The sequence below is a fragment of the Sphingomonas flavalba genome (assembly GCF_047553045.1).
Lineage (GTDB): Bacteria > Pseudomonadota > Alphaproteobacteria > Sphingomonadales > Sphingomonadaceae > Sphingomonas_L > Sphingomonas_L flavalba_A.
On the sequence record NZ_CP180208.1, the window covers coordinates 1,406,522 to 1,430,801 of the forward strand.

The 24,280-nt window shown below is 67.5% G+C and carries 23 protein-coding genes and 2 tRNA genes; 11 read left to right on the forward strand and 14 right to left on the reverse strand.

Annotation, left to right across the window (positions count from 1 at the left end; translation table 11 throughout):
- Positions 1–5: 5 nt before the first annotated feature.
- The 4 genes from ACMT1E_RS06695 to dusB all read right to left on the reverse strand — a co-directional run bounded on the left by ACMT1E_RS06695 (position 6) and on the right by dusB (position 5,832).
- On the reverse strand, positions 6–2,255 hold the full coding sequence (locus ACMT1E_RS06695) for an ATP-binding protein (protein ID WP_414902902.1): 2,250 nt from the start codon (positions 2,253–2,255) through the stop codon (positions 6–8).
- Positions 2,256–2,324: 69 nt separating this feature from the next.
- Positions 2,325–3,761: a nitrogen regulation protein NR(I) gene (gene ntrC / locus ACMT1E_RS06700; protein ID WP_414902904.1), complete on the reverse strand. Its 1,437-nt coding sequence runs from the start codon at positions 3,759–3,761 to the stop codon at positions 2,325–2,327.
- Positions 3,762–3,763: 2 nt separating this feature from the next.
- A complete protein-coding gene (locus tag ACMT1E_RS06705) occupies positions 3,764–4,858 on the reverse strand; it encodes a two-component system sensor histidine kinase NtrB (protein WP_414902906.1) in 1,095 nt (364 codons plus the stop codon).
- Complete coding sequence (dusB, locus tag ACMT1E_RS06710) at positions 4,834–5,832, reverse strand: tRNA dihydrouridine synthase DusB (RefSeq protein WP_414902908.1); 999 nt, start codon at positions 5,830–5,832, stop codon at positions 4,834–4,836. The genes ACMT1E_RS06705 and dusB overlap by 25 nt, the downstream gene beginning before the upstream one ends.
- An 83-nt stretch (positions 5,833–5,915) precedes the next feature.
- On the opposite strand from dusB, the gene ACMT1E_RS06715 reads away from it, so the two are divergent.
- Positions 5,916–7,067 carry a bifunctional 2-C-methyl-D-erythritol 4-phosphate cytidylyltransferase/2-C-methyl-D-erythritol 2,4-cyclodiphosphate synthase gene (locus tag ACMT1E_RS06715; protein WP_414902910.1) on the forward strand — a complete coding sequence of 384 codons (1,152 nt, stop codon included), beginning with the start codon at positions 5,916–5,918 and terminating at the stop codon, positions 7,065–7,067.
- Positions 7,064–7,591 carry a CinA family protein gene (locus ACMT1E_RS06720; RefSeq protein ID WP_414902912.1) on the forward strand — a complete coding sequence of 176 codons (528 nt, stop codon included), beginning with the start codon at positions 7,064–7,066 and terminating at the stop codon, positions 7,589–7,591. The genes ACMT1E_RS06715 and ACMT1E_RS06720 overlap by 4 nt, the downstream gene beginning before the upstream one ends.
- Here ACMT1E_RS06720 and ACMT1E_RS06725 read toward each other — a convergent pair.
- Complete coding sequence (locus ACMT1E_RS06725; RefSeq protein ID WP_414902914.1) at positions 7,537–8,013, reverse strand: type II toxin-antitoxin system RatA family toxin; 477 nt, start codon at positions 8,011–8,013, stop codon at positions 7,537–7,539. The two genes, ACMT1E_RS06720 and ACMT1E_RS06725, sit on opposite strands and share 55 nt — an antisense overlap.
- 1 nt (position 8,014) lies before the next feature.
- Positions 8,015–8,932 carry a lipoyl synthase gene (gene lipA, locus ACMT1E_RS06730; RefSeq protein ID WP_414903300.1) on the reverse strand — a complete coding sequence of 306 codons (918 nt, stop codon included), beginning with the start codon at positions 8,930–8,932 and terminating at the stop codon, positions 8,015–8,017.
- A gap of 97 nt (positions 8,933–9,029) precedes the next feature.
- Between lipA and ACMT1E_RS06735 the strand changes: the two genes are divergently transcribed.
- The 3 genes from ACMT1E_RS06735 to ACMT1E_RS06745 are packed head-to-tail and all read left to right on the forward strand — an operon-like array spanning position 9,030 to position 10,839.
- A complete protein-coding gene (locus ACMT1E_RS06735; protein WP_414902916.1) occupies positions 9,030–9,668 on the forward strand; it encodes a carbonic anhydrase in 639 nt (212 codons plus the stop codon).
- Between the two features lie 27 nt (positions 9,669–9,695).
- Complete coding sequence (locus ACMT1E_RS06740) at positions 9,696–10,082, forward strand: DoxX family protein (RefSeq protein WP_414902918.1); 387 nt, start codon at positions 9,696–9,698, stop codon at positions 10,080–10,082.
- A gap of 1 nt (position 10,083) precedes the next feature.
- Positions 10,084–10,839 carry an NYN domain-containing protein gene (locus ACMT1E_RS06745; RefSeq protein ID WP_414902920.1) on the forward strand — a complete coding sequence of 252 codons (756 nt, stop codon included), beginning with the start codon at positions 10,084–10,086 and terminating at the stop codon, positions 10,837–10,839.
- Positions 10,840–10,939: 100 nt separating this feature from the next.
- Here the strand turns inward: ACMT1E_RS06745 and ettA are convergent, their stop codons facing one another.
- On the reverse strand, positions 10,940–12,619 hold the full coding sequence (gene ettA / locus ACMT1E_RS06750) for an energy-dependent translational throttle protein EttA (RefSeq protein WP_414902921.1): 1,680 nt from the start codon (positions 12,617–12,619) through the stop codon (positions 10,940–10,942).
- 407 nt (positions 12,620–13,026) lie between these two features.
- On the opposite strand from ettA, the gene ACMT1E_RS06755 reads away from it, so the two are divergent.
- The 3 genes from ACMT1E_RS06755 (at position 13,027) to ACMT1E_RS06765 (ending at position 13,618) form a co-directional block, all read left to right on the forward strand.
- Complete coding sequence (locus ACMT1E_RS06755) at positions 13,027–13,299, forward strand: hypothetical protein (RefSeq protein ID WP_414902923.1); 273 nt, start codon at positions 13,027–13,029, stop codon at positions 13,297–13,299.
- Between the two features lie 127 nt (positions 13,300–13,426).
- Positions 13,427–13,501 (forward strand) — tRNA-Ile (locus tag ACMT1E_RS06760).
- A gap of 40 nt (positions 13,502–13,541) precedes the next feature.
- Positions 13,542–13,618 (forward strand) — tRNA-Pro (locus ACMT1E_RS06765).
- Here ACMT1E_RS06765 and ACMT1E_RS06770 read toward each other — a convergent pair.
- Complete coding sequence (locus ACMT1E_RS06770) at positions 13,619–13,966, reverse strand: hypothetical protein (protein ID WP_414902925.1); 348 nt, start codon at positions 13,964–13,966, stop codon at positions 13,619–13,621.
- A gap of 8 nt (positions 13,967–13,974) precedes the next feature.
- Positions 13,975–15,609 (reverse strand): sensor histidine kinase, encoded by a 1,635-nt coding sequence (locus ACMT1E_RS06775; RefSeq protein WP_414902927.1) that lies wholly within the window; start codon positions 15,607–15,609, stop codon positions 13,975–13,977.
- A 208-nt stretch (positions 15,610–15,817) separates the two neighbouring features.
- On the opposite strand from ACMT1E_RS06775, the gene ACMT1E_RS06780 reads away from it, so the two are divergent.
- Positions 15,818–16,297, forward strand: a complete 480-nt coding sequence (locus ACMT1E_RS06780) for an Lrp/AsnC family transcriptional regulator (protein ID WP_414903301.1) — start codon at positions 15,818–15,820, stop codon at positions 16,295–16,297.
- Positions 16,298–16,333: 36 nt separating this feature from the next.
- On the opposite strand, the gene ACMT1E_RS06785 is transcribed toward ACMT1E_RS06780, so the two are convergent.
- Positions 16,334–17,596 carry a tetratricopeptide repeat protein gene (locus ACMT1E_RS06785; RefSeq protein WP_414902929.1) on the reverse strand — a complete coding sequence of 421 codons (1,263 nt, stop codon included), beginning with the start codon at positions 17,594–17,596 and terminating at the stop codon, positions 16,334–16,336.
- A gap of 414 nt (positions 17,597–18,010) precedes the next feature.
- Between ACMT1E_RS06785 and gyrA the strand changes: the two genes are divergently transcribed.
- Positions 18,011–20,659 carry a DNA gyrase subunit A gene (gene gyrA, locus ACMT1E_RS06790; protein WP_414903303.1) on the forward strand — a complete coding sequence of 883 codons (2,649 nt, stop codon included), beginning with the start codon at positions 18,011–18,013 and terminating at the stop codon, positions 20,657–20,659.
- A 23-nt stretch (positions 20,660–20,682) separates the two neighbouring features.
- Here the strand turns inward: gyrA and ACMT1E_RS06795 are convergent, their stop codons facing one another.
- Both ACMT1E_RS06795 and ACMT1E_RS06800 read right to left on the reverse strand, forming a co-directional pair.
- A complete protein-coding gene (locus tag ACMT1E_RS06795) occupies positions 20,683–21,330 on the reverse strand; it encodes a lysoplasmalogenase family protein (protein ID WP_414902931.1) in 648 nt (215 codons plus the stop codon).
- Positions 21,327–21,764, reverse strand: a complete 438-nt coding sequence (locus ACMT1E_RS06800; protein ID WP_414902933.1) for a DUF488 family protein — start codon at positions 21,762–21,764, stop codon at positions 21,327–21,329. The genes ACMT1E_RS06795 and ACMT1E_RS06800 overlap by 4 nt, the downstream gene beginning before the upstream one ends.
- Positions 21,765–21,807: 43 nt before the next feature.
- Between ACMT1E_RS06800 and trmFO the strand changes: the two genes are divergently transcribed.
- A complete protein-coding gene (gene trmFO, locus ACMT1E_RS06805; protein ID WP_414902935.1) occupies positions 21,808–23,118 on the forward strand; it encodes a methylenetetrahydrofolate--tRNA-(uracil(54)-C(5))-methyltransferase (FADH(2)-oxidizing) TrmFO in 1,311 nt (436 codons plus the stop codon).
- 9 nt (positions 23,119–23,127) lie between these two features.
- Here trmFO and ACMT1E_RS06810 read toward each other — a convergent pair whose 3' ends face one another.
- Entirely contained in the window at positions 23,128–23,586 is a 459-nt protein-coding gene (locus ACMT1E_RS06810; protein ID WP_414902937.1) for a histidine kinase, read from the reverse strand.
- 27 nt (positions 23,587–23,613) lie between these two features.
- Positions 23,614–24,270 carry a squalene/phytoene synthase family protein gene (locus ACMT1E_RS06815; RefSeq protein WP_414902939.1) on the reverse strand — a complete coding sequence of 219 codons (657 nt, stop codon included), beginning with the start codon at positions 24,268–24,270 and terminating at the stop codon, positions 23,614–23,616.
- Positions 24,271–24,280: the final 10 nt, after the last annotated feature.

Genomic DNA, 24,280 nt, shown 5'->3' on the forward strand with positions numbered 1-24,280 from the left:
CGCCTTCATACGCTGGTGACAGGGGTGTGATCGGGGGTGTCGTCGTCCGCCGTGGTGTTTGGCGCGGGGTCGGCCAGCGGTGCCAGCGTCGCCGGATCGAGCGAGATGACGACGATCGTGCCGCCCCCGTCGCGATCGGCGAAGGCGATCGTGCCGAAATGTTCCTCGACGATCTTCTTGACGATGGCGAGGCCGAGGCCAGTGCCGCGCGCCCGCGTCGTCACATAAGGCTCTACCAGCCGGTCGCGTTCGGTCGGCAAGCCGATGCCGTCGTCGGCGACGGTGATTTCCAGCCGATGCTGTGCGGTTTCGGCGATGGTCATCGCCACCATGCCGCTGGCCGGCGCCGCTTTCTGCTCGATCGCTTCGACCGCGTTCTTGACGATGTTGGTCAGCGCCTGGCCGAGCTGGCGCCGGTCGCAGACCAGCGCCGGGTGGACGGCCGGCGCGTCGAGCGAGAAGCGGACGCCGGGATGGGCGACCTCGTGCAGGAATAGCGCCTGCCGGGCGATGTCGACGATCGATTCCGGGCGGAAAACCGGTTTCGGCATCCGCGCGAAGGACGAGAATTCATCGACCATCCGCCGCAGGTCACCGACCTGGCGGACGATTGTTTCGGTCAGCCGGCCGAAGGTTGCCGGATCGCTTTGCACTTCCTTGCCGTAGCGGCGCTGGAGCCGCTCTGCGGCGAGCTGAATCGGGGTGAGCGGGTTCTTGATTTCGTGCGCGATGCGCCGCGCCACGTCGGACCAGGCGGCGCGGCGCTGGTCGAGCAACTGCTGGGTGATGTCGTCGAAAGTGAGAACATGGCCGCCCTTGTTGGCGACGCGCTTCACCGCCAGCGTGCGCGGCTCGCCACGACTGACCAACTGGACGATCGCGTCGCGTTCCGGCGCGTCCAGCATCTCGCCCAGTTCCGGCGCGACATCGGCGAGCGGCAGGCCGACCAGCGAATCATCCTCGGTATCGAGCAGGGCGCGGGCCGATCGGTTCATCAGCCTGATCCGGTGTTCGTCGTCGACCGCGACGACACCGGCGGAGACGCCGGACAGCACCGCCTCAGTCAATGCGCGGCGGCTGTCGAGCTGGCTGTTGGCGGCGACCAGCGCGCCGGTCTGCTCCTCCAGCCGGCTGGTCATGCGGTTGAACGCATTGGCGAGGGTGCCAACCTCGTCGCGCGCCCGCGGCTCCGCCACCCGCGCCGACAGGTCGCCATTGGCCACCTGCCGCGCCGCGCGCACCAGTTCGCCAACCGGTCGGACCAATCGATCGGCGACCTTCAGCGCGATCCATACCGCCGCGCCGACAATCAGCAGCGACATCAGCAGCAACGCCGCGTTGAAGCGCAATTGTAGCAGGCGCGAACGTTTGAGCAGCGCGTCATAGTCGGCGATCACCGCGTTGGCCCGGGTCAGCCCCTTCGGGTCGTAGAGGCGCGAGGCGTAGAGGTAGGTGCCGCTTTGCGCGTCGAGGCGGGTCACCGCTTCCACCCGGTCCCTGGTCTCGCTGATCACCACCGGGTCTTCGCGCAGGCGGGCGATAATCGCCGGGGTCACCCGCTGCTCGATCTCCCGCTCTTCCGGGTTGATGATCGCCAGGGTCAGCGGCGCTTCGCCGGAACGGACGGAAACGATCGCCGATTCGTTCAGTTTGCGGCCGACGACCTGATAGGCATAGCCTTCGCGGAACTGGATGCTGTCCGACCGCCATTGCGACAGGTAGCTTCGCAGGTCCGACGCCATCGTCACCGTTTCGTCCGCAACTTCGCGCTGCTGCTCGCTGTAGAATTCGCGCGCCAGTTCTCCGGCGTTTTCCAGCATCCCGCGTGCCCGGTCCGAAAACCAGAATTCGACGCCGTACTGGAACAGCAGCGAGGCGAAGATCACCACCAGCAGCATCGGCACCGCCGCGATCAGCGAGAACAGCGCGACCAGCCGGACATGGAGCCGTCCGTTGCCGCCGACCGGCGAGCGCGCGGCGCGGCCATGGGCAACGCGGCGACCGAGCAGCACCAGCAGTGCCATTGTCGGCACCAGATTGGCGACGAGCAGCAGCGCCACCACCGGCGGGCTGAGCAGCCGCGGCGCGTCACCGGTGTTGGCAATGGTGTGGTAGCTGAGTGTGGCGATGACGATCGCGACGAGGAAGGTCAGGATTTCCACCGCCGGCATGTAGCGCCCGCGCCGATAGATGACGGTCAGCGCACGGCGCCAACGCGGCTGGTTATGAGTAGGATTGGCGGTCTGGGCATCCATCGTTGCATCGATACAACAAACTCGTTGCAAGCAAAACACAGCTTTCGATCGATGACACCATGGCGTCGATCAGCGTCGGCGCCATTGCCCCGCCTCTATTGCATGGTCGGTCAGCTTTTTGCGCAGCGTGTTGCGGTTGAGGCCGAGAAGCTGCGCCGCGCGCACCTGATTGCCGCGTGTCGCCTGCAATGCAAGCCGCAGCAGCGGCGCTTCGACCTGGGCGAGCACACGGTCGTACAGCCCGTCTTCCGGCAAGCGATCACCATGGCTGGCGAAATAGCGAGCGAGGTGGAATTCCGCCGCATCGGTCAGGCTGGCGCCGCCGGTGGCGGTGTTGCTCCCTTCCCCGCCGCCGCTGTCCCTGCCGTGCTCGGCCAGTTGCCCGGCGACTTCCGCCGCGCCGATGACATCGTCGCGGCCGAGGGCGGCCATTCGCCGCATCAGATTTTCCAGTTCGCGCACATTGCCCGGCCAGTCATGGCTGGCCAGCCGCTCGATCGCCGCCGCGTCGAGCCGACGCCGGGGCAACCCCTCCTGCGCGGCACGATCGAGGAAGTGGCGGGCGAGCGCACCGGCATCGGCCAGCCGGTCGCGCAGCGGCGGCAACGCGACCGGAACGACGGCGAGCCGGTAATACAGATCCTCGCGAAAGCCGCCCGCGGCGACCAGCGCCGGCAGATCCTTGTGAGTGGCGGCGATGATACGGACGTCGCTGCGGATGGTGCGGGCACTGCCGACCGGGGTAAATTCGCCATTCTGCAGCACGCGCAGCAGCCGGGTCTGCGCCTCCAGCGGCATGTCGCCGATCTCGTCGAGGAACAGCGTGCCGCCCTGCGCCTGTTCGAAACGGCCGGCGGCGCGGGCCTGGGCACCGGTGAAGGCGCCGCGTTCATGGCCGAACAGGTCGGATTCAATCAGTTCGCGCGGGATTGCCGCCATGTTGACCGCGACGAACGGTGCGGCACGGCGCGGGCCGAGATCGTGGATCGCGCGGGCGACCAGTTCCTTGCCGGTGCCGGATTCGCCGAGGATCAGCACGGTCAGATCATTACCGACCAGCCGGGCGATCGTGCGGTAGACCCGCTGCATCGCCGGCGAACGGCCGATCAGCGGCAGGCCGTCGGTCACGTCCTCGCCATCCGGCACCGCGCCGCCGCCCGCGCGCAAGGCCGCCGCGACAGCGCCGGTCAGTTCGTCGAGATCGAACGGTTTGGGCAGATAGTCGAATGCGCCGCGCTCGGTCGCGCGGACCGCGGTGGTGAGGGTGTTCTGCGCCGACAGGACAATGAACGGCACCGCGAACGGCGCGGTCGCCAGCCGGTCCAGCGCATTACCGTCCGGCAGCATGACATCCGTCACCACTGCTTCCGGCACGAATCCGGCGAGCAGCCGTTCGGCGGCAGCGATGGTCCCGGCGGTACGGACTTCGTGGCCGGCGCGGCGCAGCGCGGTGGCGACGACGGTGCAGATCGCCGCATCGTCATCGACGACAAGGATACGCGCCATGCCTAACCCTCCGTCGCGCGCGGCAGCAACAGCCGGAACACGGTGCGTTCCGGCATCCCTTCACGGGCGTACTGGACCAGTCCGCCCATGTCGCGCACCAGTTTGTCGACCAGCGCCAGGCCGAGGCCCCTGCCCTCCGGCCGCCCGGAGACGAACGGATCGAACATGTGTTCGGCCAGTTCCGGCGGCGCGCCGGGGCCGTCGTCGATCACGCAGAGTTCGATCGGCAGCGGCCGTCGGCCGGGGCTGTTGTCTATGCTGACCGATACGCCGTGGCGGTAGCCGGTGGTCAACGTAATATGCCCATTTTTTCCAGTCGCTTCAGAAGCATTTTTTATCAGGTTTATTAAAATCTGAACCATCGCGTCGCGGTTCAGCATCGCCGGGGGCAGCGACGGATCATAGCGTTCATGGATCGCGACGCCGGCGGCGAAACCGCGCGCGGCGAGTTGCCGGACGTGGTCGAGGATCGGATAGATATTTTCCGCCGCGACCGGCAGCGGGCGGGTGTCCGTAAAGCCTTCCATCTGGTCGATCAGGGCGGCGATACGGTCGACTTCGGCCCGGATCAGCCGGGTCAGGCCCTGCGCGTCGGCGGGCACGTCCTGTTCCAGCAATTGCGCCGCGCCACGAATGCCGGACAGCGGGTTCTTGATCTCGTGCGCCAGCATGCCGGCGGCGCCGATCGCGGCGCGGATGCCGCCGCCGCGTTCCAGCCGATGGCCCATGCTGTGCCCAGCGCCAGCATAATGCAGGCTCAACAGGCTCCACCCCGGCCAGTCCGGCACAGTGGTCACGATGAAATCGGCGCGGAACCGCCCGCCCCGCACCGTCATCAGCGGCACGTCGTAGAGCGCGATCGCCGCGCCCGGTTCGCCCCGCTCAACATAGGCGGTCGGCAACACCAACGTGTCGGCCAGCATGCGGCCGCACAGGGCAGCACGGCTGTGGTTCAGCAGATTTTCGGCGGCGGGGTTGGCATCGCGGACCAGTCCGTCCGGATCTATGACGAGCAGCGCCGCCGATAGGGCGTTGAAAAGCTCGCCGGGCGCAGGCGGCCCCGGCGGCGCGGTCAGGCGGCGGCGCGCGACAACCACGGCGCGTAGAACTCGGCGAGCATCGCCAGCACCGTCCTTGCCTCCGGCACCTGCGTCACGCGATTGCGGAACTCGGCCGATCCGGGCAGGCCCTTGGTGTACCAGCCGATGTGCTTGCGGGCCATGTTGACGCCGGTCATCTCGCCATAATGGCTAAGCATCGCCTCATAATGCTCTACGATAACACGATATTGTTCGTCGATCGACGGATCGGGCAGGCGCGTGCCGGTGGCGAACCAGTGCATCATCTGGCGGAGCAGCCAGGGCCGGCCATAGGCGCCCCGGCCGACCATGATCCCGTCGGCACCGGACAGCGTCAACGCCTGTTCGGCATCGTCGATCGAGCAGATATCGCCATTGGCGATGACCGGGATCGATACCGCGTCCTTGACCGAGCGGATGAACGCCCAGTCCGCCTCGCCCTTGTACATCTGGCAGCGGGTGCGGCCGTGGACGGTGATCATGCGGACACCAATGTCTTCGGCGATCCGCGCCAGTTCCGGCGCGTTCAGGCTGGCATGGTCCCAGCCCATCCGCATCTTCAGCGTAACCGGAACCGACACCGCCTTGACCGTGGCCGCGACGATGTCCGTCGCCAGTTTCAGGTCGCGCATCAGCGCCGATCCGGCGTCGCCGTTGACCACCTTGCGGACCGGGCAGCCCATGTTGATGTCGATGATCGCGGCGCCGCGATCCTCGTTCAGCCTGGCCGCCTCGCCCATTTCGCGCGGGGTGCAGCCGACGAGCTGCATCGACACCGGCTCCTCGATCGGGTCCCACGCCGCCTTTTGCAGCGACTGGCGGGTCTCGCGGATCGCCGCCTGGCTGGCGATCATCTCGGTCACGTTCAGGCCGGACCCATAGCGCCGCACCACCCGCCGGAACGGCAGGTCGCTGACGCCGGTCATCGGCGCGAGCAGCACGGGGCTGTCGATCCGGAGCGGACCGATCTGGATCGGGTTGAGTGTCGCCATCGGGAATGTGCCTGAAATTTAGGCAGAGCCTTAACCGCAAAGCGGCTGGCGGGCAAGCGCGGGCTGGTCTAGGGCCGCCGGCGATGAGGGACAGACGGGTCATCGGGCTGGTCGTAGCCGCCGGCGCGGGCGAGCGTGCCGGCGGCGGCGTGCCGAAGCAGTACCGGAGGGTGGCCGGGCGCGCGGTGATCGCCCGCGCCTGCGACGGGCTGGCCGCGCACCCGGCGATCGACGCGGTGCATGTGGTGATCGGCGCCGGGCAGGAGGCGCTGCTCGCCGAGGCGTTTGGTGGCAATCCGCCGGCGTGGACGATCGGCGGGGCAACCCGCCGGGATTCGGTCCGCGCCGGGCTGGCGGCGATCGACGGTACCATTGTGCTGATCCACGATGCGGCGCGCCCGTTCCTGCCGGCGGCGGTGGTCGACCGGCTGCTCGCCGCGCTCGACGATGCAGACGGCGCCGTCCCCGCCCTGCCCGTTGCCGATACGCTGGCGCGCGGGGACGCGGCGCTGGGCGACACCGTGGCGCGCGCCGGCCTCAACCGCATCCAGACGCCGCAGGCCTTTCCGCTTCCGTTGATCCGCGCCGCCCATGCCGCCTGGCCGGAGGGTGAGGAAGCGACCGACGACGCGCAGGTCGCCCGCGCCGCCGGGCATGGCGTGGCGCTGGTCGCCGGGGATGCCGCGCTCGACAAGCTGACCACCGCCGACGACATCGCCCGTGCCGAGGCGCGGCTGGCGGCGAGGCTCGTCAGCCGCACCGGCAGCGGCTTCGATGTCCACCGGCTGGAAGCCGGGGCGGAATTGTGGCTGGGCGGGGTACGGATCGCGCATGACAAGGGGCTGTCCGGCCATTCCGACGCCGACGTCGCGCTGCACGCGCTGACCGACGCGATTCTCGGCGCGATCGGCGACGGGGACATCGGCAGCCATTTCCCGCCCAGCGACCCGCAATGGCGCGGTGCCCCGTCCCGCTTGTTCGTCGAACATGCGGCGGCGCTGGTCGCGGCGCGCGGCGGGGTGATCGACCATGTCGACGTGACGATCATCTGCGAGGCGCCGCGCGTCGGCCCGTATCGCGACAGCATCCGCGCGACGATCGCGGCGCTGTTGCGGCTGCCCGAACGCAGGGTTAGCATCAAGGCGACGACGACGGAGAGGCTGGGTTTCACCGGCCGGGGCGAAGGGATCGCGGCACAGGCGATCGCCACGGTCAGACTGTCGGAGGATCAGTGAGCGAGAAACAGGACAGCCTGCTGCCGGCCGCGCTCGTCGAGCGGGCGCGGGCGGTGATTGCGGCGAACCGCGCCGCCGGCCTGCGCGTCGCGGTGGCGGAAAGCTGCACCGGCGGGCTGGTCAGCGCGGCGCTGACCGAGATTCCCGGCTCGTCCGACGTGCTGGAGGCCGGCTGGGTCGTTTACGCCAACGAGGCGAAAACCGGCATTCTGGGCGTGAGCCTTGACGTGCTGGAGACGTTTGGCGCGGTGTCGATCGCCACCGCCTGGGGCATGGCGCAGAACGCGCTCGCCAAGAGCGACGCCGACGTCGCCGTCGCGATCACCGGCATTGCCGGGCCGGGCGGCGGCGACGAGAAGAAGCCGGTCGGGACCGTCGTGTTTGCGCGGGCGGAAAAGAACGCCAACCCCGACAAGATCGTCGCCGACCGCAAGGAATTCGGCGATCTGGGGCGCGGCGGCGTCCGGCTTCAGGCGGCGCTGTGCGCGCTCGACTTGCTGATGCCGGAATCGCCGGCGCCGTAGAGCGCCGCTGCCCGCGTTTCGAACGCGCCGATCATCCGGCGCAGCGCGGTGTCGAACACCTGACCGGCCAGCGCCTCGAACAGCCGGTTGCGGAACGCGAAGTCGACCGAGAAATCGACGAAGCAGCCCCCCGCCCCGTCCGAGCGGAACTGCCAGTCGTTGCGCAGGTGTTTCAGCGGGCCGTCGACATAATCGACATGGACCTCGTCCGGGCGCCGCTTGACGACGCGCGAGGTGAAGGTTTCGCGCAGGCCCTTGAAGCCGACGATCAGGTCGGCGAGCATTTCGGTGTCGCTGTTCGACCGCACCCGCACCGCCGCGACCCACGGCAGGAATTCGCCGTAGCGGACGACGTCGGCGACCAGGTCGAACATCTGTTCCGGCGACCAGGGTAAATGCCGGGTTTCGGCGTGACGTGGCATGTCAGCCCGCCAGCTTCGCCTCGCGCGCCGCGCGCAGGCGGGCGAAATCGGCATCGGCGTGGTAGCTGGACCGCGTCAGCGGCGACGAGGCGACGAGCAGGAAGCCCTTGGCCCGCGCGATCGCGGCATAGGCGCCGAAGCTCTGCGGGGTGACGAATTCCGCCACCTTGGCATGGCGCGGCGTCGGCTGGAGATACTGGCCCATCGTCATGAAATCGATGTCGGCGGAACGCATGTCGTCCATCACCTGATGGACTTCCAGCCGTTCCTCGCCCAGCCCCAGCATGATGCCGGACTTGGTGAAGATCGACGGATCGTGGCGCTTGACGCTTTCAAGCAGACGCAGCGACGCATAATAGCGCGCACCGGGCCGGATCGTCGGGTAGAGCCGCGGCACCGTTTCCAGATTGTGGTTGTAGACATCCGGCCGGGCGGTGACGATCGACTCGATCGCGCTTTCCGCCTTGTTGCGGAAATCCGGCGTCAGGATCTCGATCGTCGTCTGCGGCGTCGTCCGCCTCAGCGCCTCGATCACCTTGACGAATTGCGAGGCGCCGCCATCGGGGAGGTCGTCGCGATCGACGGAGGTGACGACGATGTGCTGCAGGCCAAGCTCTGCCGCCGCGTCGGCGACATGCTGCGGTTCCTGCGCGTCGACCATGCGCGGCATGCCGGTCTTGACGTTGCAGAAGGCGCAGGCGCGGGTGCAGGTGTCGCCCAGGATCATCACCGTCGCGTGCTTCTTGGTCCAGCACTCGCCGATATTCGGGCAGGCCGCCTCCTCGCACACCGTGGCCAGGTTGAGACGGCGCATCAGCGCCTTGGTCTCGGCAAAACCGGCGGAGGTCGGCGCCTTGACGCGAATCCAGTCTGGTTTGCGGGTCCGTGCCGGACGGAGAACGGGGTCTGCTTCGCTCATCGCGTGCAGATAGCGTCGATAGGCGGGACTTGCCACCCCTGCCCTTTCGGAGTCATGCGGGCGCCCGACACCAAAAACAGGAAACGGGGCGCGACTCATGACGGACTACACCAACCTGCTTGCCGGATACCGTCGTTTCCGCGCCAATGGCTGGGCAACGCAGCGCAGCCGCTGGGCGGAACTGTCGGAAGGGCAGCACCCGCGCACGATGATCATCGCCTGTTCGGACAGCCGCTGCGACCCGGCCGAAATCTTCGATACGTCACCCGGCGAGATCTTCGTCGTCCGCAACGTCGCCAATCTGGTGCCGCCCTACGAGGTCGGCGGCGGGCGCCACGGCGTGTCGGCGGCGCTGGAATTCGCGGTGATGGAGTTGGAGGTGCGCGACATCGTGGTGATGGGGCACGGCATGTGCGGCGGCTGCGGCGCCTCGCTCAGCCAGTCGTTCAAGGACGCGAAGCCGGGCGAAGGCGGCTTCATCGCCCACTGGATCGACCTGCTCGACGAGGCGCGCGAACGGATCGTCGCCGAGCATGGCGACGACATCCACGGCCCGGCTCGTCGCGCGATGGAGCATGAGACGGTGCGCGTCGGCCTCAACAACCTCCGCACCTTCCCCAACATCGCCCGGCGCGAGTCGCTGGGGCTGGTGACGCTGCACGGCGCCTATTTCGCCATTGCCGACGGGATTCTGCACCTGCTTGACGAACAGACCGGCGCGTTCGAACCTGCCTGAGCCTGAAGTCAGGCGCGGAGAGGAATGATGCCAAATCAATTTCAGGCCTGGGCGCCCAGGCTGCTGAGTATCCTGCGTATCGTCGCCGCGTTGCTGTTCATCGAGCATGGCACCCAGAAACTGTTCGGCTTTCCGGCGGCGGAGATGATGCCGCCGGCCGGCAGCCTGCTGTGGTTCGCCGCAATTCTGGAGGTGGGCGGCGGCGCGTTGTTGCTGCTCGGCCTGTTCACCCGACCGGTCGCTTTCCTGCTGTCCGGCCAGATGGCGTTCGCCTACTGGATCGCCCATGCGCCGGGATCGCCGTTTCCGGCGCTGAACGGCGGCGACGCGGCGATCCTGTTCTGCTTCACCTTCCTCTACATCGCCGCCGCCGGACCGGGGCCGTGGAGCATCGACGAGGGACGAAGGCGCTAGGATGTCCAACGGACGGAACGCGGCGAGCGGCAATATCGCCCTGCTGATCGACGCGGACAATGCGTCGCCCGATGCGCTTGATCCGGTTCTGACCGTGCTGGTCGAACTGGGGACGGTGAATGTCCGACGCGCCTATGGAAACTGGAGCAAGCCGCAGTTGAAGCGGTGGTCGGAGATGACCCATCGCTACGCCATCGAGCCGCAGCAGCAGTTCGATATCACCAAGGGCAAGAACGCCACGGACATGAAGATGACCATCGACGCGATGGACCTTCTGTTCGGCGGTCGCGTCGACGGCTTCGGAATCATGTCGAGCGACAGCGATTTCATGCCACTGGCGATGCGGATCCGCCAGGCGGGCCTGCCGGTCTACGGTTTCGGCAGCCAGAAGACACCGGAAGGATTCCGGCAGGCCTGCACCCGCTTCATCGATGTCGACGCGCTGGCGAGCGCCATCGAACCGGATGATGTCGACCCGGCCGACGGCGCAGACGCGCAGGCCGGGGGAAGCACCGGCGCCAAAGCAATCTTCGACGACGACCTGATCAACCTGCTCGGCGCCGCGTTCAAAGCGTCCAAACGGGACGAGCGCGGTTATGCCAGCCTGTCGGAACTGGGGCAGCGCGTCGGCAACCGGTCGTCGTTCGACGCCCGCAACTACGGCTATTCGCGCCTGTCCGATCTTATCGCGGCAATACCGAATTTCGCCGTCGAAAGGCGCGAGAGCGGATTGGTCTACGTGAAGCGGGTGCGATAAGGCGGCGCCGTCGAGCGACGGGGTTTGCCGCGTTCCCGTACGGATATCGAAACAGGGCACCCGCCATACGCCCGGTTGCGCAGGCGTATGGCGGACGAAATCAGCGCGTCAGTTTCTTGTAGCTGACCCGCGTCGGCCGGTCGGCGGCGTCGCCGAGGCGGCGCCGCTTGTCTTCCTCATAGGCTTCGAAATTGCCTTCGAACCACTCGACATGGCTGTCGCCCTCGAACGCGAGGATGTGGGTGGCGAGACGATCGAGGAAGAAGCGATCGTGGCTGATGACCACGGCGCAGCCGGCGAAATTCTCCAGCGCCTCTTCCAATGCGCGCAGCGTTTCGACGTCGAGGTCGTTGGTCGGTTCGTCGAGCAGCAGAACGTTGCCGCCCTTGCGCAGCATCTTGGCCATGTGGACGCGGTTGCGTTCACCGCCGGAGAGCTGGCCGACCTTCTTCTGCTGGTCGGTGCCCTTGAAGTTGAACGCGCCGACATAGGCGCGCGACGCGATCTCGTGCTTGCCGAAGCGGAAAATGTCGAGTTCGTCCGACACCTCCTGCCAGACGTTCTTGTTCGGATCGAGATGGTCGCGGCTCTGGTCGACATAGCCCAGGCGCACCGTCTCACCGACCTTGATTTCGCCGGAGTCGGGTTGTTCCTGACCGGTGATCAGCTTGAACAGCGTCGTCTTACCGGCGCCGTTCGGGCCGATCACGCCGACGATGCCGCCCGGCGGCAGGCTGAAGTTCAGATCGTCGAACAGCAGCTTGTCGCCGAAGCTCTTGCTCAGGCCTTTCGCCTCGATGACGCTGCTGCCCAGCCGTTCGGGGATCTGGATAAGGATTTGGGCGGCACCGGGGCGGCGGTCCGCCTGTTTTTCAACCAGTTCGTCAAATGCACGGATACGCGCCTTGGACTTGGTCTGCCGCGCCTTGGGCGACTTGCGAATCCACTCCAGCTCTTCCTTGATCGCCTTCTGCCGGCCTTCCTCCTCGCGGTCTTCCTGCTCCAGCCGCTTGGCCTTCTGTTCCAGCCAGTTGGAGTAGTTGCCCTCGAACGGAATACCGCGGCCGCGATCGAGTTCGAGCACCCAGCCGACGACATTGTCGAGGAAATAGCGGTCGTGGGTGACGAGGATGACGTTGCCGGGATAGTCGATCAGGTGCTTTTCCAGCCAGGCGACGCTTTCGGCGTCGAGGTGGTTGGTCGGTTCGTCGAGCAGCAGGATTTCCGGCTTTTCCAGCAGCAGGCGGCAAAGCGCCACCCGGCGCTTCTCGCCGCCGGACAGGTTCTCGACGCTGGCGTCGCCGGGCGGACAGCGCAGCGCCTCCATCGCGATTTCCAGTTGGTTGTCCAGCGTCCAGCCGTCGACGGCGTCGATCTTTTCCTGAAGCTCGCCCATCTCGGCGAGGAGCGCATCGAAATCGGCGTCCTCCGGCGGGTCCGCCATCAGCATGCTGATCTCGTTGAAGCGATCGAGCATGTCGGCGACCGGGCGGACGCCGTCCATGACATTTTCCTTGACCGTCTTCTTGGGGTCGAGCTGCGGCTCCTGCGCCAGATAGCCGACACGGATGCCTTCGGCGGCCCACGCCTCTCCGCTGTAATCGGTATCCAGCCCGGCCATGACCTTCATCAGCGTCGACTTGCCGGCGCCGTTGACGCCGATGATCGCGATCTTGGTGCCTGGCAGGAACTGAAGATGGATGTTGTTAAGCACCGGTTTCTGCGCACCGGGGAAGGTCTTGGTCAGGCCTTTCATGACGAAGCTGTACTGGACGGCCACTTGGTCGGCTCCACTTGCAAAGATTATGATCGGAAATCCGCGCCGCCACTAGCCGGTTGGCGGCACATTGGCAAACCGGCTGCGCGGGTGGCGCGCCAATCGACTCGACGTGCGTTTTCCCGTTCTCTGACGGCGGCCGGGGCCTGAGATGCCGGGCCGCGCGGCGCGGGCCGGCGTTTCTCCACCACCGTTTCGGTTGCCACGCGACCGGCAGGCCGATTGGCCGGGACGGCGCGGAATGGCGCGGCGCGGCCTCCTTCGCTCCCTCCGCAAAGCGCCGCTTGCGACACCCCGAGGCATCCGTTACAGCGGTTTTGCGTTGACCGTATTGCAAATCCCTTTATTGGGGGCCGCTCGCGACGGCATTTCGGGCCGGCGTGAAATTTTGAATTTTGGGAGCAACACGAATGAAGAAGATCTCCTTTGTTCTGGCTGCCGCCGGCCTGATGACCCTGGCCGCGTGCAACAGTTCGCCGGAAGCCGCCAACGTTGAAGCCGAAGGCGACAACGCTGCCGCGCTGGTCGAGAACGCTGCCGACAGCCTTGACGCGCTGGCCGACAACGCCGCCAACGCTTCGACCGAAGCGGCCCTCGACAACGCCGCCGCCAACCTGCACGACGCCGCCAGCAACGTTGCTGACGTTGCGTCGGACGCGGCTGACGCGGTCGCCAACAAGTAATTCCAACCGGCCGCGCACCGCGTGGCTGGCCGGAAACGGGAAAGGGGCGGTCCACCGGATCGCCCCTTTTACTTTGCCCGCTAGACAGCGGCGGAGCCTCTCCGCTATCGCCGGCCCGCGCATGGCGGGGCCTGTAGCTCAATGGTAGAGCCGGCCGCTCATAACGGCTTGGTTGCGGGTTCGAATCCTGCCGGGCCCACCAGCGCATTGCCGCATGGCAAGCCGGTGGCCGGTCATGTCGTCGGGGAGTAGCGCAGTCTGGTAGCGCATCTGCTTTGGGAGCAGAGGGTCGCAGGTTCGAATCCTGTCTCCCCGACCATTAAATCCCATCTCTGCCGCGAACGAGCGCGACCAGCGCGTCCGTCGACAGCCGTTCTCCCCCTTCGCGGGCGAGGAAGGTGAACATCGCGTCCCACCAGCGCCAGAATTCGGCAAGCGCCGCCAGCGTCCGATCAGGCTGGTGCCCAGCGGCACCGCGAACGGGGCCCGCCCATAATCGGCTGTCGAAATCGGTGAAGTCCGGCCCGCCTTCCGCCGCATAGCTGAACAGCGGCCGGACTGACAGATCGAGCGCTAATCCTTGGCGGATGAGCGCGTCGGTGCAGATCGCGCCCCGCTCCGGCGTTGGCGGGCAATCGAGCCGGCCGGCGGAGGCGGGATCGGCCACGCCCGGTGTCAGCCCCGATCCTCGCGTTCGACGACCTCGCGCGTAACGGTAGGCAGGGTCAGGACGAAGCGGTCGGCGGCGATATCGAGTCGCCCACCGGCTGCCTCGGCAAGATTGCGGACCAGCCGCAGCGTGAAGCCAAGCCCCAGGGTTGGCGCGTCCGGCCAGTCGCCGTCGGGACTGTAGCCGGGGTCGAGCAGCGCGCGTTCGCCCTGCCCGGCGATGGCCGCCGGCCGGTCGACGCTCAGGCAGATGCGGGCGCGATCGGCGCTGTCGACATCCACTGTTGCCGCGATCCGCTCGCCTTCCGTCGCCAGCCCGACGGTGGCGGCGAGCAGGCGCGACACCATCCGGTCCAGCGGGGCCTGGTCGACGGCGATCGGGGCCAGCCCCGGCGCGATGCGCAGCGCCAGGGCGACGCCGCGCGTTTCGGTCAACTGATCCAGCTCGGCGCCGATCGCGGCGATCCGCGCGGCGATGTCGCTGCTGCCGTCGTGAGCGCTGGCCTGGCGCTGGGCGCTTTCGACCCGCGCGGCGACGTCGAGATCGTCGACGGTGTCGAGCAGCCGGCGCGCATCGCCCAGGATTGCGCCCGCTCGCCCGCGATAGTCGGCCGCCGCCGGGCCAAGCACCTGCTGGTCGATCATTTCGGCAAAGCCGATGATCGCGTTCAGCGGCGTGCGAATTTCATGGACCAGCTGGCGCAGCGATTCCCCGCCTAGGGTGGAACCGTGCAGGCCGTGGCCGGCGGTTTCCGCCCGCTCGTCGGCGCGGGGGCGCCGGGCGCTGCCGCGAAAGCCTAGAAACCGGCCGGCACGTGGATCGAAGCACGGAACCGCTGAAATCCGCCAGTCGCCGGCGGCGCCCGCTTCGCCCGGCACCCGCAAGCGCGCATCGCGGAACGGTGCGCGGCGCCGGAAGGCCCCGGCGGCGTGGCCGTCGACGCCATGGTCCCCCTCCCCCGTATCGGCGATCGACAAGCCGACGAGCTGGGCACGGGGCGCCCCGCCGCAGAAGCTGATCGCGCCGTCGGTATCGGTTTCAAAGGTGAAGGCGTGGCAATCCGGCAGTGCCGCGGCGGTTTCCGGCTGGGGTTCCGGCGGGCGCCGGTCGCGACGGAAAGCCTCGATCCGGGCAACGAGTTCGGCCAGTTCGCTGCCGGCGAAAGCCGCCGTGGATGGAGTCGCCGTGTCGATCGGCACTATCTGGGCCGGCGGTGTGGCCGGTGCAATCGCGCCCGGCAGGACGAAATCGGTGGCGCCATAACTGGCAAGGGCGCGGCCGACGGCAGCGCCGAGATCGCGACGATGGCGCAGCAAGGCGCGCGCAACCGGCGACAGGCGCGGCACCAGCGCAACCCAGTCGGCATCGGTCAGGCGGGCGCCGCCGATGACCGGCGCGGTGATCGCGGCATCGTCTTCGGCGAAAAAGGTGACGAGGCGCGCAGGCACCCGGCGGCCGGCCAGCGCCGCCGCCGCCGCATGCCGCCGGTCGCGGGGGACGTCGGCGCGCCATTCGCGCAGCATCGCATAGGCATCATCGAGGCAGGACAGCGAGTCGTCCCCGGCGGTTTGCGCAACGAGGTCGACGAGCTGGCACCACATAGCGATCCGCGCCGCCGCATCGGCGGGCGGCTGGGCCATCACGGTCGCCAGCCTGTCATCAAAGCGCAACCGAATTCCTCCACTTCCGCGCACCCGACGCGCTACCACGCCATAGGTTCACGGTCCTTAAACCTGCGGTGATTGTCGCGACAGTGTTCTTTTCGGCACGTCGCAATGTGGGACAATTGCTTTTGCCTGCAACTTTATTATGTTACCCGGCAGGATATGAATGGAAAAATACAGAAACATGGCCGCCCCGCTGCTTGACTCGATCGACCTGCAGATTCTCGCGGCGCTCCAGCGCGATGGACGAATGACCAATGTCGACCTGGCGGCGGAAGTCGGGCTGACCGCTCCGCCCTGCCTGCGGCGGGTGAGAGCGCTGGAGCAGCGCGGGGTGATCCGTGGCTATCACGCGGCGCTCGACCCGATCGTTCTTGGCTATGGCATCAGCGTGTTCGCGCTGGTCAGCCTCCGCAGTCAGGCGGAATCGGACTTGCGGGCGTTCGAGGAGCATGTCGCGACGCTGCCCAATGTGCGCGAATGCCACATGCTGAACGGCGAAATCGATTTCATCCTGAAGATCGTCGCCGAAGACCTTCAGGCATTTCAGAGCTTCCTGACCTCGTCCCTGACCACCGCGCCGAATGTCGCCAGCGTCAAGACGTCGCTGACCATCCGCACGTCGAAGGACGATCCGGGGGTTCCGATACCCGACCGGGGCTGACTCCGGCGGAGCCAGCCCCGGTGCGGGCGGGTGGCGTCAGGCGCCGGTGACCGGCTGTTCCAGCCATTCGACCCAAAACTTGGCCAGGTCGGTGCGGGCGCCGTTGACCGCGGCGAACGCGGCCTTCGCCTCTTCCTTGCTGCCGGACAGCGCCAGCGCGATGCCGAGGCGGGTGTTGACGACGTTGGTGTCGACATTGCCCTTGGCCAGCGCCATTTTGTACAGTTCCGCCGCCTTGGCGTAGTTGCCGTAGCTCAGAAACGCCTCGGCGGTGCTCTGGGCGATCTTGCCGTCCTTGCCGGTGGCGGACGCTTTCTCCGATGCCGGCAGCGATGCCTTGTCGGCCGACAGCTTTTCGCTCGACGATTTGTAGACGTCGGAGATGCCCGGCGTCGCCTTGTTGAGCTTGCCGCTGGCGGCGCCCTCGTCGATGACCGCGACCGCCTCGCCCGGCAGGCCACGATCGGAAGCAAGCTGCGCGTATTCATAGAAATCGCGTTCGCTGGTGATCGCCTTGCTCGCCCGCATCAGCCGATAGAGGTCAAGCGTCGCCGGGCTGTCGAGCGTGCCGGTGTCGCGATAGATCAGCAGCGCGCTGCGCCAGTTTTCCGATGTCGGATAGGCGGCGACCTGAAGCCTGGTCCATTTCGCCACTTCCGGCATCTGCTTGGCTGAATAGGCGACCGACGCCGCCCGCTTGTACCAGTCTTCCGGCGCCTTGCGCCCGGCGGCGGTTTCGATCTGCACCGCGCGCTCGACATAGCCGAGGCCGGCGGGGATCTGGTCCTGCTTGAAATAGGATTCGGCGAGCAGCAGATAGACGTCGACATTCTGGTTGCCGGCCTGCTCCGCCTCGCTCAGCCGGCGGATCGCCGTCGGGTAATCCTTGTTCGAATACGCGGCCTGCCCCGAATAGAACAGCAGCTTTGCGCGGTTCGGCGCCGCGGCCTGCGAGCCGGATTCGAGCATGCCGTCGATGCCCTTGAACTGCAGCGCCTGATCCTTGGTTTCCTGACCGAGCTGCAGCTGGAAATTGGCGACGTAGAATTTCTCGTCGGGGAGTTTAGCGACGGCCGCCGCTTCGCTCAGCTTGGTCTGGGCGGTCGCAAAATCCTTGTCCTTCATCGCCTTGTCGACCGGAGCGATCGCGGCGCGGAATTCCTTGCTCAATTCCGGCTTGAAGCTGTTGGCGTCCTTCGGCTCCTCCTTCTTCTTGGCGAAGGCCGGGGACAAGAGCGGGCTGCTGACCATGCCGAGCGTCAGAGCGGCGCCAAGCAGCAGGGTTGAAATCTTCTTCATCATGCCTCCTCAAGCGATCCCGTGGCCGATCGTCCTGGCCCGGTCATCGTCCTATGGTTCTGTCCCAAAGCACGCAAGGCGGAACCGGTTCCACCATCGGCGTTCGGGCATGAACCGCTATTGAATAGCGTGTTCCCAAGGATTCCGGCCTAAACCCGTCGTTCCGGCGCCGCCATCTCAAGCCGCTGCAAACCGTCGCTCGCTTGGACCGGTTCGTCGCGCGGGCGGTCTTGCAGCGGGCGAGGCCATCCTGGGCTCGCGCGCGCGCACGCCCCCGCGCGGGGTGGTCATAAGCATGGCGATCCGCTAATGCCGTGCATTCCGCATCACAGTCCGAAAGCCCTGACGTTGACCGACGACGCGACCTTGCTCGCCGACCCTTCCGATATCTCTCCCGTCAATATCGTCGACGAGATGAAGACCAGCTACCTCGACTATGCCATGTCGGTCATAGTTTCTCGCGCGCTGCCCGATGTGCGCGACGGGTTGAAGCCGGTCCACCGCCGCATCCTTTATGGCGCGCACGAAGCCGGGTTCGTCGCCGGCAAGCCTTATCGCAAGTCCGCCCGCCTGGTCGGTGACGTGATGGGTAAGTATCACCCGCACGGCGACTCCTCGATCTACGACGCATTGGTCCGCATGGCGCAGGACTGGTCGCTGCGCGTACCGCTGATCGACGGGCAGGGCAATTTCGGCTCGATGGACCCGGACGAAGCGGCGGCGATGCGTTACACCGAGGCGCGGCTGGCCAAGGTTGCCACCGTCCTGCTCGACGATATCGACAAGGACACCGTCGATTTCCAACCCAACTATGACGGGTCAGAGCGCGAGCCGCAGGTGTTGCCGGCGCGTTTCCCCAACCTGCTGGTCAACGGCGCCGGCGGCATCGCCGTCGGCATGGCGACCAACGTGCCGCCGCACAATCTGGGCGAGGTGCTGAGCGCCTGCGTCGCCTATATCGACAATCCGGCGATCACCATCGACCAGCTGATCGAACATGTGCCCGGCCCCGATTTCCCGACCGGCGCGCTGATTCTGGGTCAGGGCGGCGCGCGGGCGGCCTATAACAGCGGGCGCGGATCGATCATGATGCGCAGCCGCCACACGATCGAGGAAGGGCGCGGCGACCGCCGGTCGATCGTGCTGACCGAGATTCCGTTTCAGGTCGGCAAGAACCGGCTGGTCGAGAGCATTGCCGAGGCGGCGAAGGACAAGCGGATCGAAGGCGTCAGCGACATTCGCGACGAGTCGAACCGCGAAGGCGTCCGCATCGTCATCGACCTGCGCCGCGACGCGACGGCGGAGGTGGTGCTGAACCAGCTGTGGCGACACACCCCGGCGCAGACCAGTTTCCCGGCCAACATGCTCGCCATCCGTGGCGGGCGGCCGGAAACGCTGACCCTGCTCGACATCGTCAGCGCCTTCATCAGCTTTCGCGAAGAGGTCATCACCCGCCGGTCCAAGTTCGAGCTGGCCAAGGCACGCGACCGCGCCCATCTGTTGCTGGGTCTGGTCATCGCGGTCACCAACCTGGACGAGGTGGTGCGGATCATCCGTGGGTCGGCCAGCCCGGCGGAGGCGCGCGCCGCCCTGCTCGCCCGCGAATGGCCGGTCGAAGAGATCGCGCCGTATATCCGGCTGGTCGAGGCGGTCGAGGATGTGACCGGCGGTGACAGCTACCGCCTGTCGGAAGCGCAGGTCCGCGCCATCCTTGACCTGCGCCTGCACCGGCTCACCGCGCTCGGCCGCGACGAGATCGGCGACGAGCTGAAACAGCTGGCCGACAGCATCGGCTATCTGCTCGCCATCCTCGGCGACCGGGTCAAGCTCTACGCGGTGATGCGCGAGGAGCTGGAAGCGGTGCGCGACGAGTTCGCCACCCCCCGCCGCACCACCATTGCCCCGGCCGCCGACGGCATCGACGACGAGGACTTGATCGAGCGCGAAGAGATGGTCGTGACCGTCACCCTCGACGGCTATATCAAGCGCACCTCGCTCGACACGTTCCGCGCGCAGCGGCGCGGCGGCAAGGGCCGGGCCGGCATGTCGACCAAGGACGAGGATGTCGTCACCGAGCTGTTCGTCACCTCGACACACACGCCGGTGCTGTTCTTCTCCACCGCCGGCAAGGTGTATCGGATGAAGGTGTGGCGCCTGCCGGAAGGCGGACCGGCGACGCGCGGGCGGCCGATGATCAACCTGTTGCCGCTCGACAAGGACGAGACGATTTCAACCGTGCTGCCGCTGCCGGAAGACGAGGCGGAATGGGGCAAGCTGCACGTCATGTTCGCGACGGCGAAGGGCAGCGTGCGCCGCAACAGCATGGACGCGTTCACCAACGTGCCGTCAAACGGCAAGATCGCGATGAAGTTCGAGGGCGAGGATGCGGACGACCGGCTGATTGGCGTTGCGCTGCTCAACGAGCAGGACGACGTGCTGCTCGCCACCCGCCACGGCAAGGCGATTCGCTTTGCCGGCGACGACGTGCGCGAGTTCCAGAGCCGCAATTCCACCGGTGTGCGCGGCATGCGGCTGGCCGACGGCGACGAGGTGATCTCGCTGTCGATCCTCCACCGTGGCGGCATGCGTGACCAGGATGAGCGCGAGGATTACCTGCGCCACGCGCCGTGGAAGGCGGAAAAGGACAGCGCCCCCCAGATGGATGCCGAACGTTTCGCGGAATTGCAGGCGAAGGAGCAATTCGTGCTCACCGTTTGCGCCAACGGCTACGGCAAGCTGTCTTCGGCCTATGAATACCGCCGCACCGGGCGCGGTGGCCAGGGCATTACCAACATCGACAATATCGCCCGCAACGGCCTGGTCGTCGCCAGCTTCCCGGCGATCCAGACCGATCAACTGATGCTGGTTACCGATCAGGCCAAGCTGATCCGCATGGGGCTGGACAGCTTGCGCGTCATCGGGCGCGGATCGGCCGGGGTGCGGCTGTTCGACGTTGCCGATGCGGAGCAGGTCGTTTCCGCCGCCCGGATCGGCGACAGCCAGGACGATGAGGATGGCGACGGCGAGGCGGACGTGGCGGCGGATGGCGGCACGGCGGCCTGACCGCCGCCGCTATGCCTTTGCCCCTAAGCCTCGCTACGTAAGCTTAGCGTCGACCGGACGCCGACCGCGATCAGGGCCTGCCCGACGAAATAGCTGAGCCAGATGGCAAGGCCGAGCGCGCCGCCGCCGCCGGAGAGCGGCCCCATGCGCGCGAAGATCAGCAGGTCGGACGCGAGGAACAGCATCGCGCCGATGCCGGTACGATAGCGCGGGAAGCGGCTTGCCCAGGCGCAGGCGGCCATCGCGGCGACGAACAGCGTATAGGCGGCGGCCGTCGCCGCCATCGTCCGGTCGGCGGGCAGCAGGAAGGCGACCAACACCGCCAACGGCACGGTCAGCAGCGCCAATGCCCGCTGGGTGACCGTCAGCGCAGCCCGGCGGTTGCGCCAGTATAGCCGGATCGCGACGCAGTGGCCGGCGACGAATGCGGTCGCGCCGAGCACCATGTCGCGCTCCAGCAGCACGTCACCAAGCGCGCCGAACGCCAGCACGACGACAAGCAGCCAGCCGTCGAGGCTGCGCGCCTCAGCCGCCGCCCACAGCGCGAGCAGGCCGACGCCCGCACCTTTCCACGCCAGGCTGGCCGCCGCCGGCAGGCCCAGTGCCCAGCCGAGCGGATAGCTGAGCCCGGCGATCACCGCCGCGACCAGCAGCAGCCGCGCGCCGCTCACGGATAAAGATCCACGACGGTGGTGCCGGGCACCGCCGCCTGCAGCAGGAAGGTGCGGTGGCAGCCGGCGGGTTCGCGTTCGTAGCAGAGCAGCGCCGCGCGGTGGCTGGCGACAAGGTCGCGCAGGATCGCCGCCTCGGCTTGCGCTTCGGGCAGTTCGAGTTGCTGGTCGTAGATGGCGTGCATCGTCGCGACATCTCCTTTGTGCGCGGCGTCCCGCCCCGCCTTTGGCGTGCCGAGCGCGCGCAGGTGGCGATAGCCGATACCGGCCTCGGCCAGTTCGGCGGCGAGCGCGGACTTGGAGAAACCGGGGCGGCGCGAACTGGTGATCGCCCGCACGTCGACCACCAGATCGACATCGGCGGCGGCGAGCGCGCCGATCAGTTCGGGCACGGTTGCCTTTTCGTAGCCGATTGTGAAGACCGTTTGCGCCAAAGCCCCTCGCCTCTCCCCCGCCCACCCTCTATCGCCTTTTGCCATGACCGACAAAATTGAAATTATCGGCGGCGGCCTCGCCGGTTCGGAAGCGGCATGGCAGCTGGCCGAAGCCGGGGTGCCGGTGCGCCTGTTTGAAATGCGCGGCAGCGGCGAAGGTACGCCTGCCCACCAGACCGACCATCTGGCCGAGCTGGTCTGCTCGAACAGTTTCCGGTCCGACGATGCAGAGCGCAACGCCGTCGGCCTCCTCCATGCCGAAATGCGCGCGCTCGGTTCGCTGATCCTGCGCGAGGCGGACCGGCACCGGGTGCCAGCCGGATCGGCGCTGGCGGTCGACCGAGACGGATTTTCCGCCGGCGTGACCGCCGCGCTTGCCGCCCACCCGAATATCGAGATCGTCCGCCGCCGGGTCGACGTGCTGCCGGAGAGTGGCGCGACCATCGTCGCCACCGGCCCGCTGACCGCCGCGCGGCTGGCGGAGTCGATCGGCGCGCATACCGGGGCGAACGCCCTCGCCTTTTTCGACGCGATCGCGCCGATCATCCACCGCGACAGCATCGACATGTCGGTCGCCTGGTTCCAGTCGCGCTGGAACAAGGGCGACGGCAAGGATTACATCAACTGTCCGCTCGACCGCGACCAGTATGCGGCGTTCCATCAGGGGCTGATCGACGGCGAAAAGACCGCGTTCAAGGAATGGGAACGCGACACCCCCTATTTCGACGGCTGCATGCCGATCGAGGTGATGGCGGAACGCGGTTTCGACACGCTGCGCTTCGGCCCGATGAAGCCGGTCGGCCTGGACGACCCGCGCACCGGCCGCTGGCCCTATGCCGTCGTCCAGTTGCGGCAGGACAATGCGCTGGGCACGCTGTGGAACATCGTCGGCTTCCAGACCAAGCTGAAACATGCCGAGCAGGTCCGCCTGTTCCGCACGATACCGGGCCTTGAGAACGCCGAGTTCGCCCGGCTGGGCGGGTTGCACCGTAACACCTTCATCAACGCGCCGGCGCTGCTCGACCCCTGGCTGCGGCTGGAAAGCCACCCGCATATCCGCTTCGCCGGGCAGATCACCGGCTGCGAGGGCTATGTCGAATCCGCCGCGATCGGCCTGCTCGCCGGCCGCTTTGCCTGTGCGGAGGCCGAAGGACGCGACGCCGCCCTGCCCCCGCGCGAAACCGCGCTGGGCGCGCTGCTCGGCCATATCACCGGCGGCGCCGACGCGGCGACCTACCAGCCGATGAACGTCAATTTCGGGCTGTTCCCGCCGCTGGACGAGCGCGCGCGCAAGGCCGACCGCAAGGGATTGATCGCCGCCCGCGCCCGCGCCGCGCTTTCCGCCTGGGCCTGACGCCTTAGCTCAGCCTTCGTCGCCGTCGACGGCGCGTGGCGGCGGGCAATCGCGGCGGACCGGCGTCTTGCGGACCACCCGCGTCGTCAGGAATTCGGCGCGGGTCAGCGCGTTGGAATGGTCGGCGTCCGCACGGGCGAATTTATCGGTGGTCTTCTTCGCCCATTCGTCGAAATCCAGCCGGCCGTCATGGTTCAGGTCGAGCCGGGCAAAGGCCTTGCGGCGGCTGGCGAGATATTCCTCGCGGCTGATCGCCTGATTGCGGTCCTTGTCGTAGCGGTCGAAGCGCTTCTGCTCGCGACTCCGCTCATCCGCCTGTGGCGGCATGGCGAGCGGCTCTGTCGCCAGCGCGGCCGGCGGGGCGTCCGGCCGATCCACCGTGTCGCGCTGCGCCGCCCCCTGCCACCAGAAGAATCCGGCGGCGACCAGCAGCAATGTCGATCCCACCCCCGCCAGAAACCGCCCCATGCCGAACGCCCCCGCTCGTCGACTCAGCTAACGGCCTGATATAGCATGCCAAAGGCCACGGATCACGCGCCGGGGTGCACCCGGCCTTGGTCGGTGCGCCAGCCCGGCGCCGGCATCGCGGCGAGCGAGCACGGTCAGCAGACCAAGCGCGCGTAACGCGGAAGGCCAGCGGCGCGGCACCTGGGTGGAAACCACCCGTGCGGCCGTGATCGCCCGCTCTGCGGTCACCGGATCGCTGATGTGAAACGCTAGGTCGACCAGCGCCCATAGCTGCCCGGCGGCGTCGATCCCGTCCGGTGGATCGACGCCGATCAACGCGGCGGCGGCGCGGAACTGCCCGCCCCCCCTGCCCCGCGCATAGTCATCCAGCGCGTCAGGCTTCAACGGCAGTGGATCGAGCAGCGCTTCCCAGCCGTCGATCAGCGGAGTCAGCCGCGCCGGCGGCACACCGCGTTCCGGCAGGATGTCGGCGAACAGGGCGAGCAGCGGCTCGGCCGCCGGCGGCCCGTCATCCAGCGCGAGCAACGCATCGTACCACCAGGTCAGCCGCATCCGGCCGATCGTCGGCTCGGTCGTGGTGCGCACGACATCGGCCAGTGTCGCGTCCAGCCGCCACAGTGTCAGCAGCGCTCCACGCGCCCCTTCCGGCGCGTAGGCGACGGCGAGGCGGCGCTCCGGATCCACGGCTGCGGCT

Excerpts from the sequence above, each read along its gene's own strand:
- dusB (WP_414902908.1), bottom strand. The coding sequence starts at position 5,832 with ATGGCGACACTCAACCCGATCCAGATCGGTCCGCTCCGGATCGACAGC.
- ntrC (WP_414902904.1), bottom strand. The coding sequence starts at position 3,761 with ATGGCGCGTATCCTTGTCGTCGATGACGATGCGGCGATCTGCACCGTC.
- ACMT1E_RS06715 (WP_414902910.1), top strand. The coding sequence starts at position 5,916 with ATGAGGGACAGACGGGTCATCGGGCTGGTCGTAGCCGCCGGCGCGGGC.
- ACMT1E_RS06810 (WP_414902937.1), bottom strand. The coding sequence starts at position 23,586 with ATGGGGCGGTTTCTGGCGGGGGTGGGATCGACATTGCTGCTGGTCGCC.
- ACMT1E_RS06780 (WP_414903301.1), top strand. The coding sequence starts at position 15,818 with ATGGCCGCCCCGCTGCTTGACTCGATCGACCTGCAGATTCTCGCGGCG.
- trmFO (WP_414902935.1), top strand. The coding sequence starts at position 21,808 with ATGACCGACAAAATTGAAATTATCGGCGGCGGCCTCGCCGGTTCGGAA.
- ACMT1E_RS06755 (WP_414902923.1), top strand. The coding sequence starts at position 13,027 with ATGAAGAAGATCTCCTTTGTTCTGGCTGCCGCCGGCCTGATGACCCTG.
- ACMT1E_RS06745 (WP_414902920.1), top strand. The coding sequence starts at position 10,084 with ATGTCCAACGGACGGAACGCGGCGAGCGGCAATATCGCCCTGCTGATC.
- ACMT1E_RS06695 (WP_414902902.1), bottom strand. The coding sequence starts at position 2,255 with ATGGATGCCCAGACCGCCAATCCTACTCATAACCAGCCGCGTTGGCGC.
- gyrA (WP_414903303.1), top strand. The coding sequence starts at position 18,011 with ATGAAGACCAGCTACCTCGACTATGCCATGTCGGTCATAGTTTCTCGC.
- ACMT1E_RS06725 (WP_414902914.1), bottom strand. The coding sequence starts at position 8,013 with ATGCCACGTCACGCCGAAACCCGGCATTTACCCTGGTCGCCGGAACAG.
- lipA (WP_414903300.1), bottom strand. The coding sequence starts at position 8,932 with ATGAGCGAAGCAGACCCCGTTCTCCGTCCGGCACGGACCCGCAAACCA.
- ACMT1E_RS06785 (WP_414902929.1), bottom strand. The coding sequence starts at position 17,596 with ATGAAGAAGATTTCAACCCTGCTGCTTGGCGCCGCTCTGACGCTCGGC.
- ACMT1E_RS06735 (WP_414902916.1), top strand. The coding sequence starts at position 9,030 with ATGACGGACTACACCAACCTGCTTGCCGGATACCGTCGTTTCCGCGCC.
- ACMT1E_RS06740 (WP_414902918.1), top strand. The coding sequence starts at position 9,696 with ATGCCAAATCAATTTCAGGCCTGGGCGCCCAGGCTGCTGAGTATCCTG.
- ACMT1E_RS06775 (WP_414902927.1), bottom strand. The coding sequence starts at position 15,609 with ATGGCCCAGCCGCCCGCCGATGCGGCGGCGCGGATCGCTATGTGGTGC.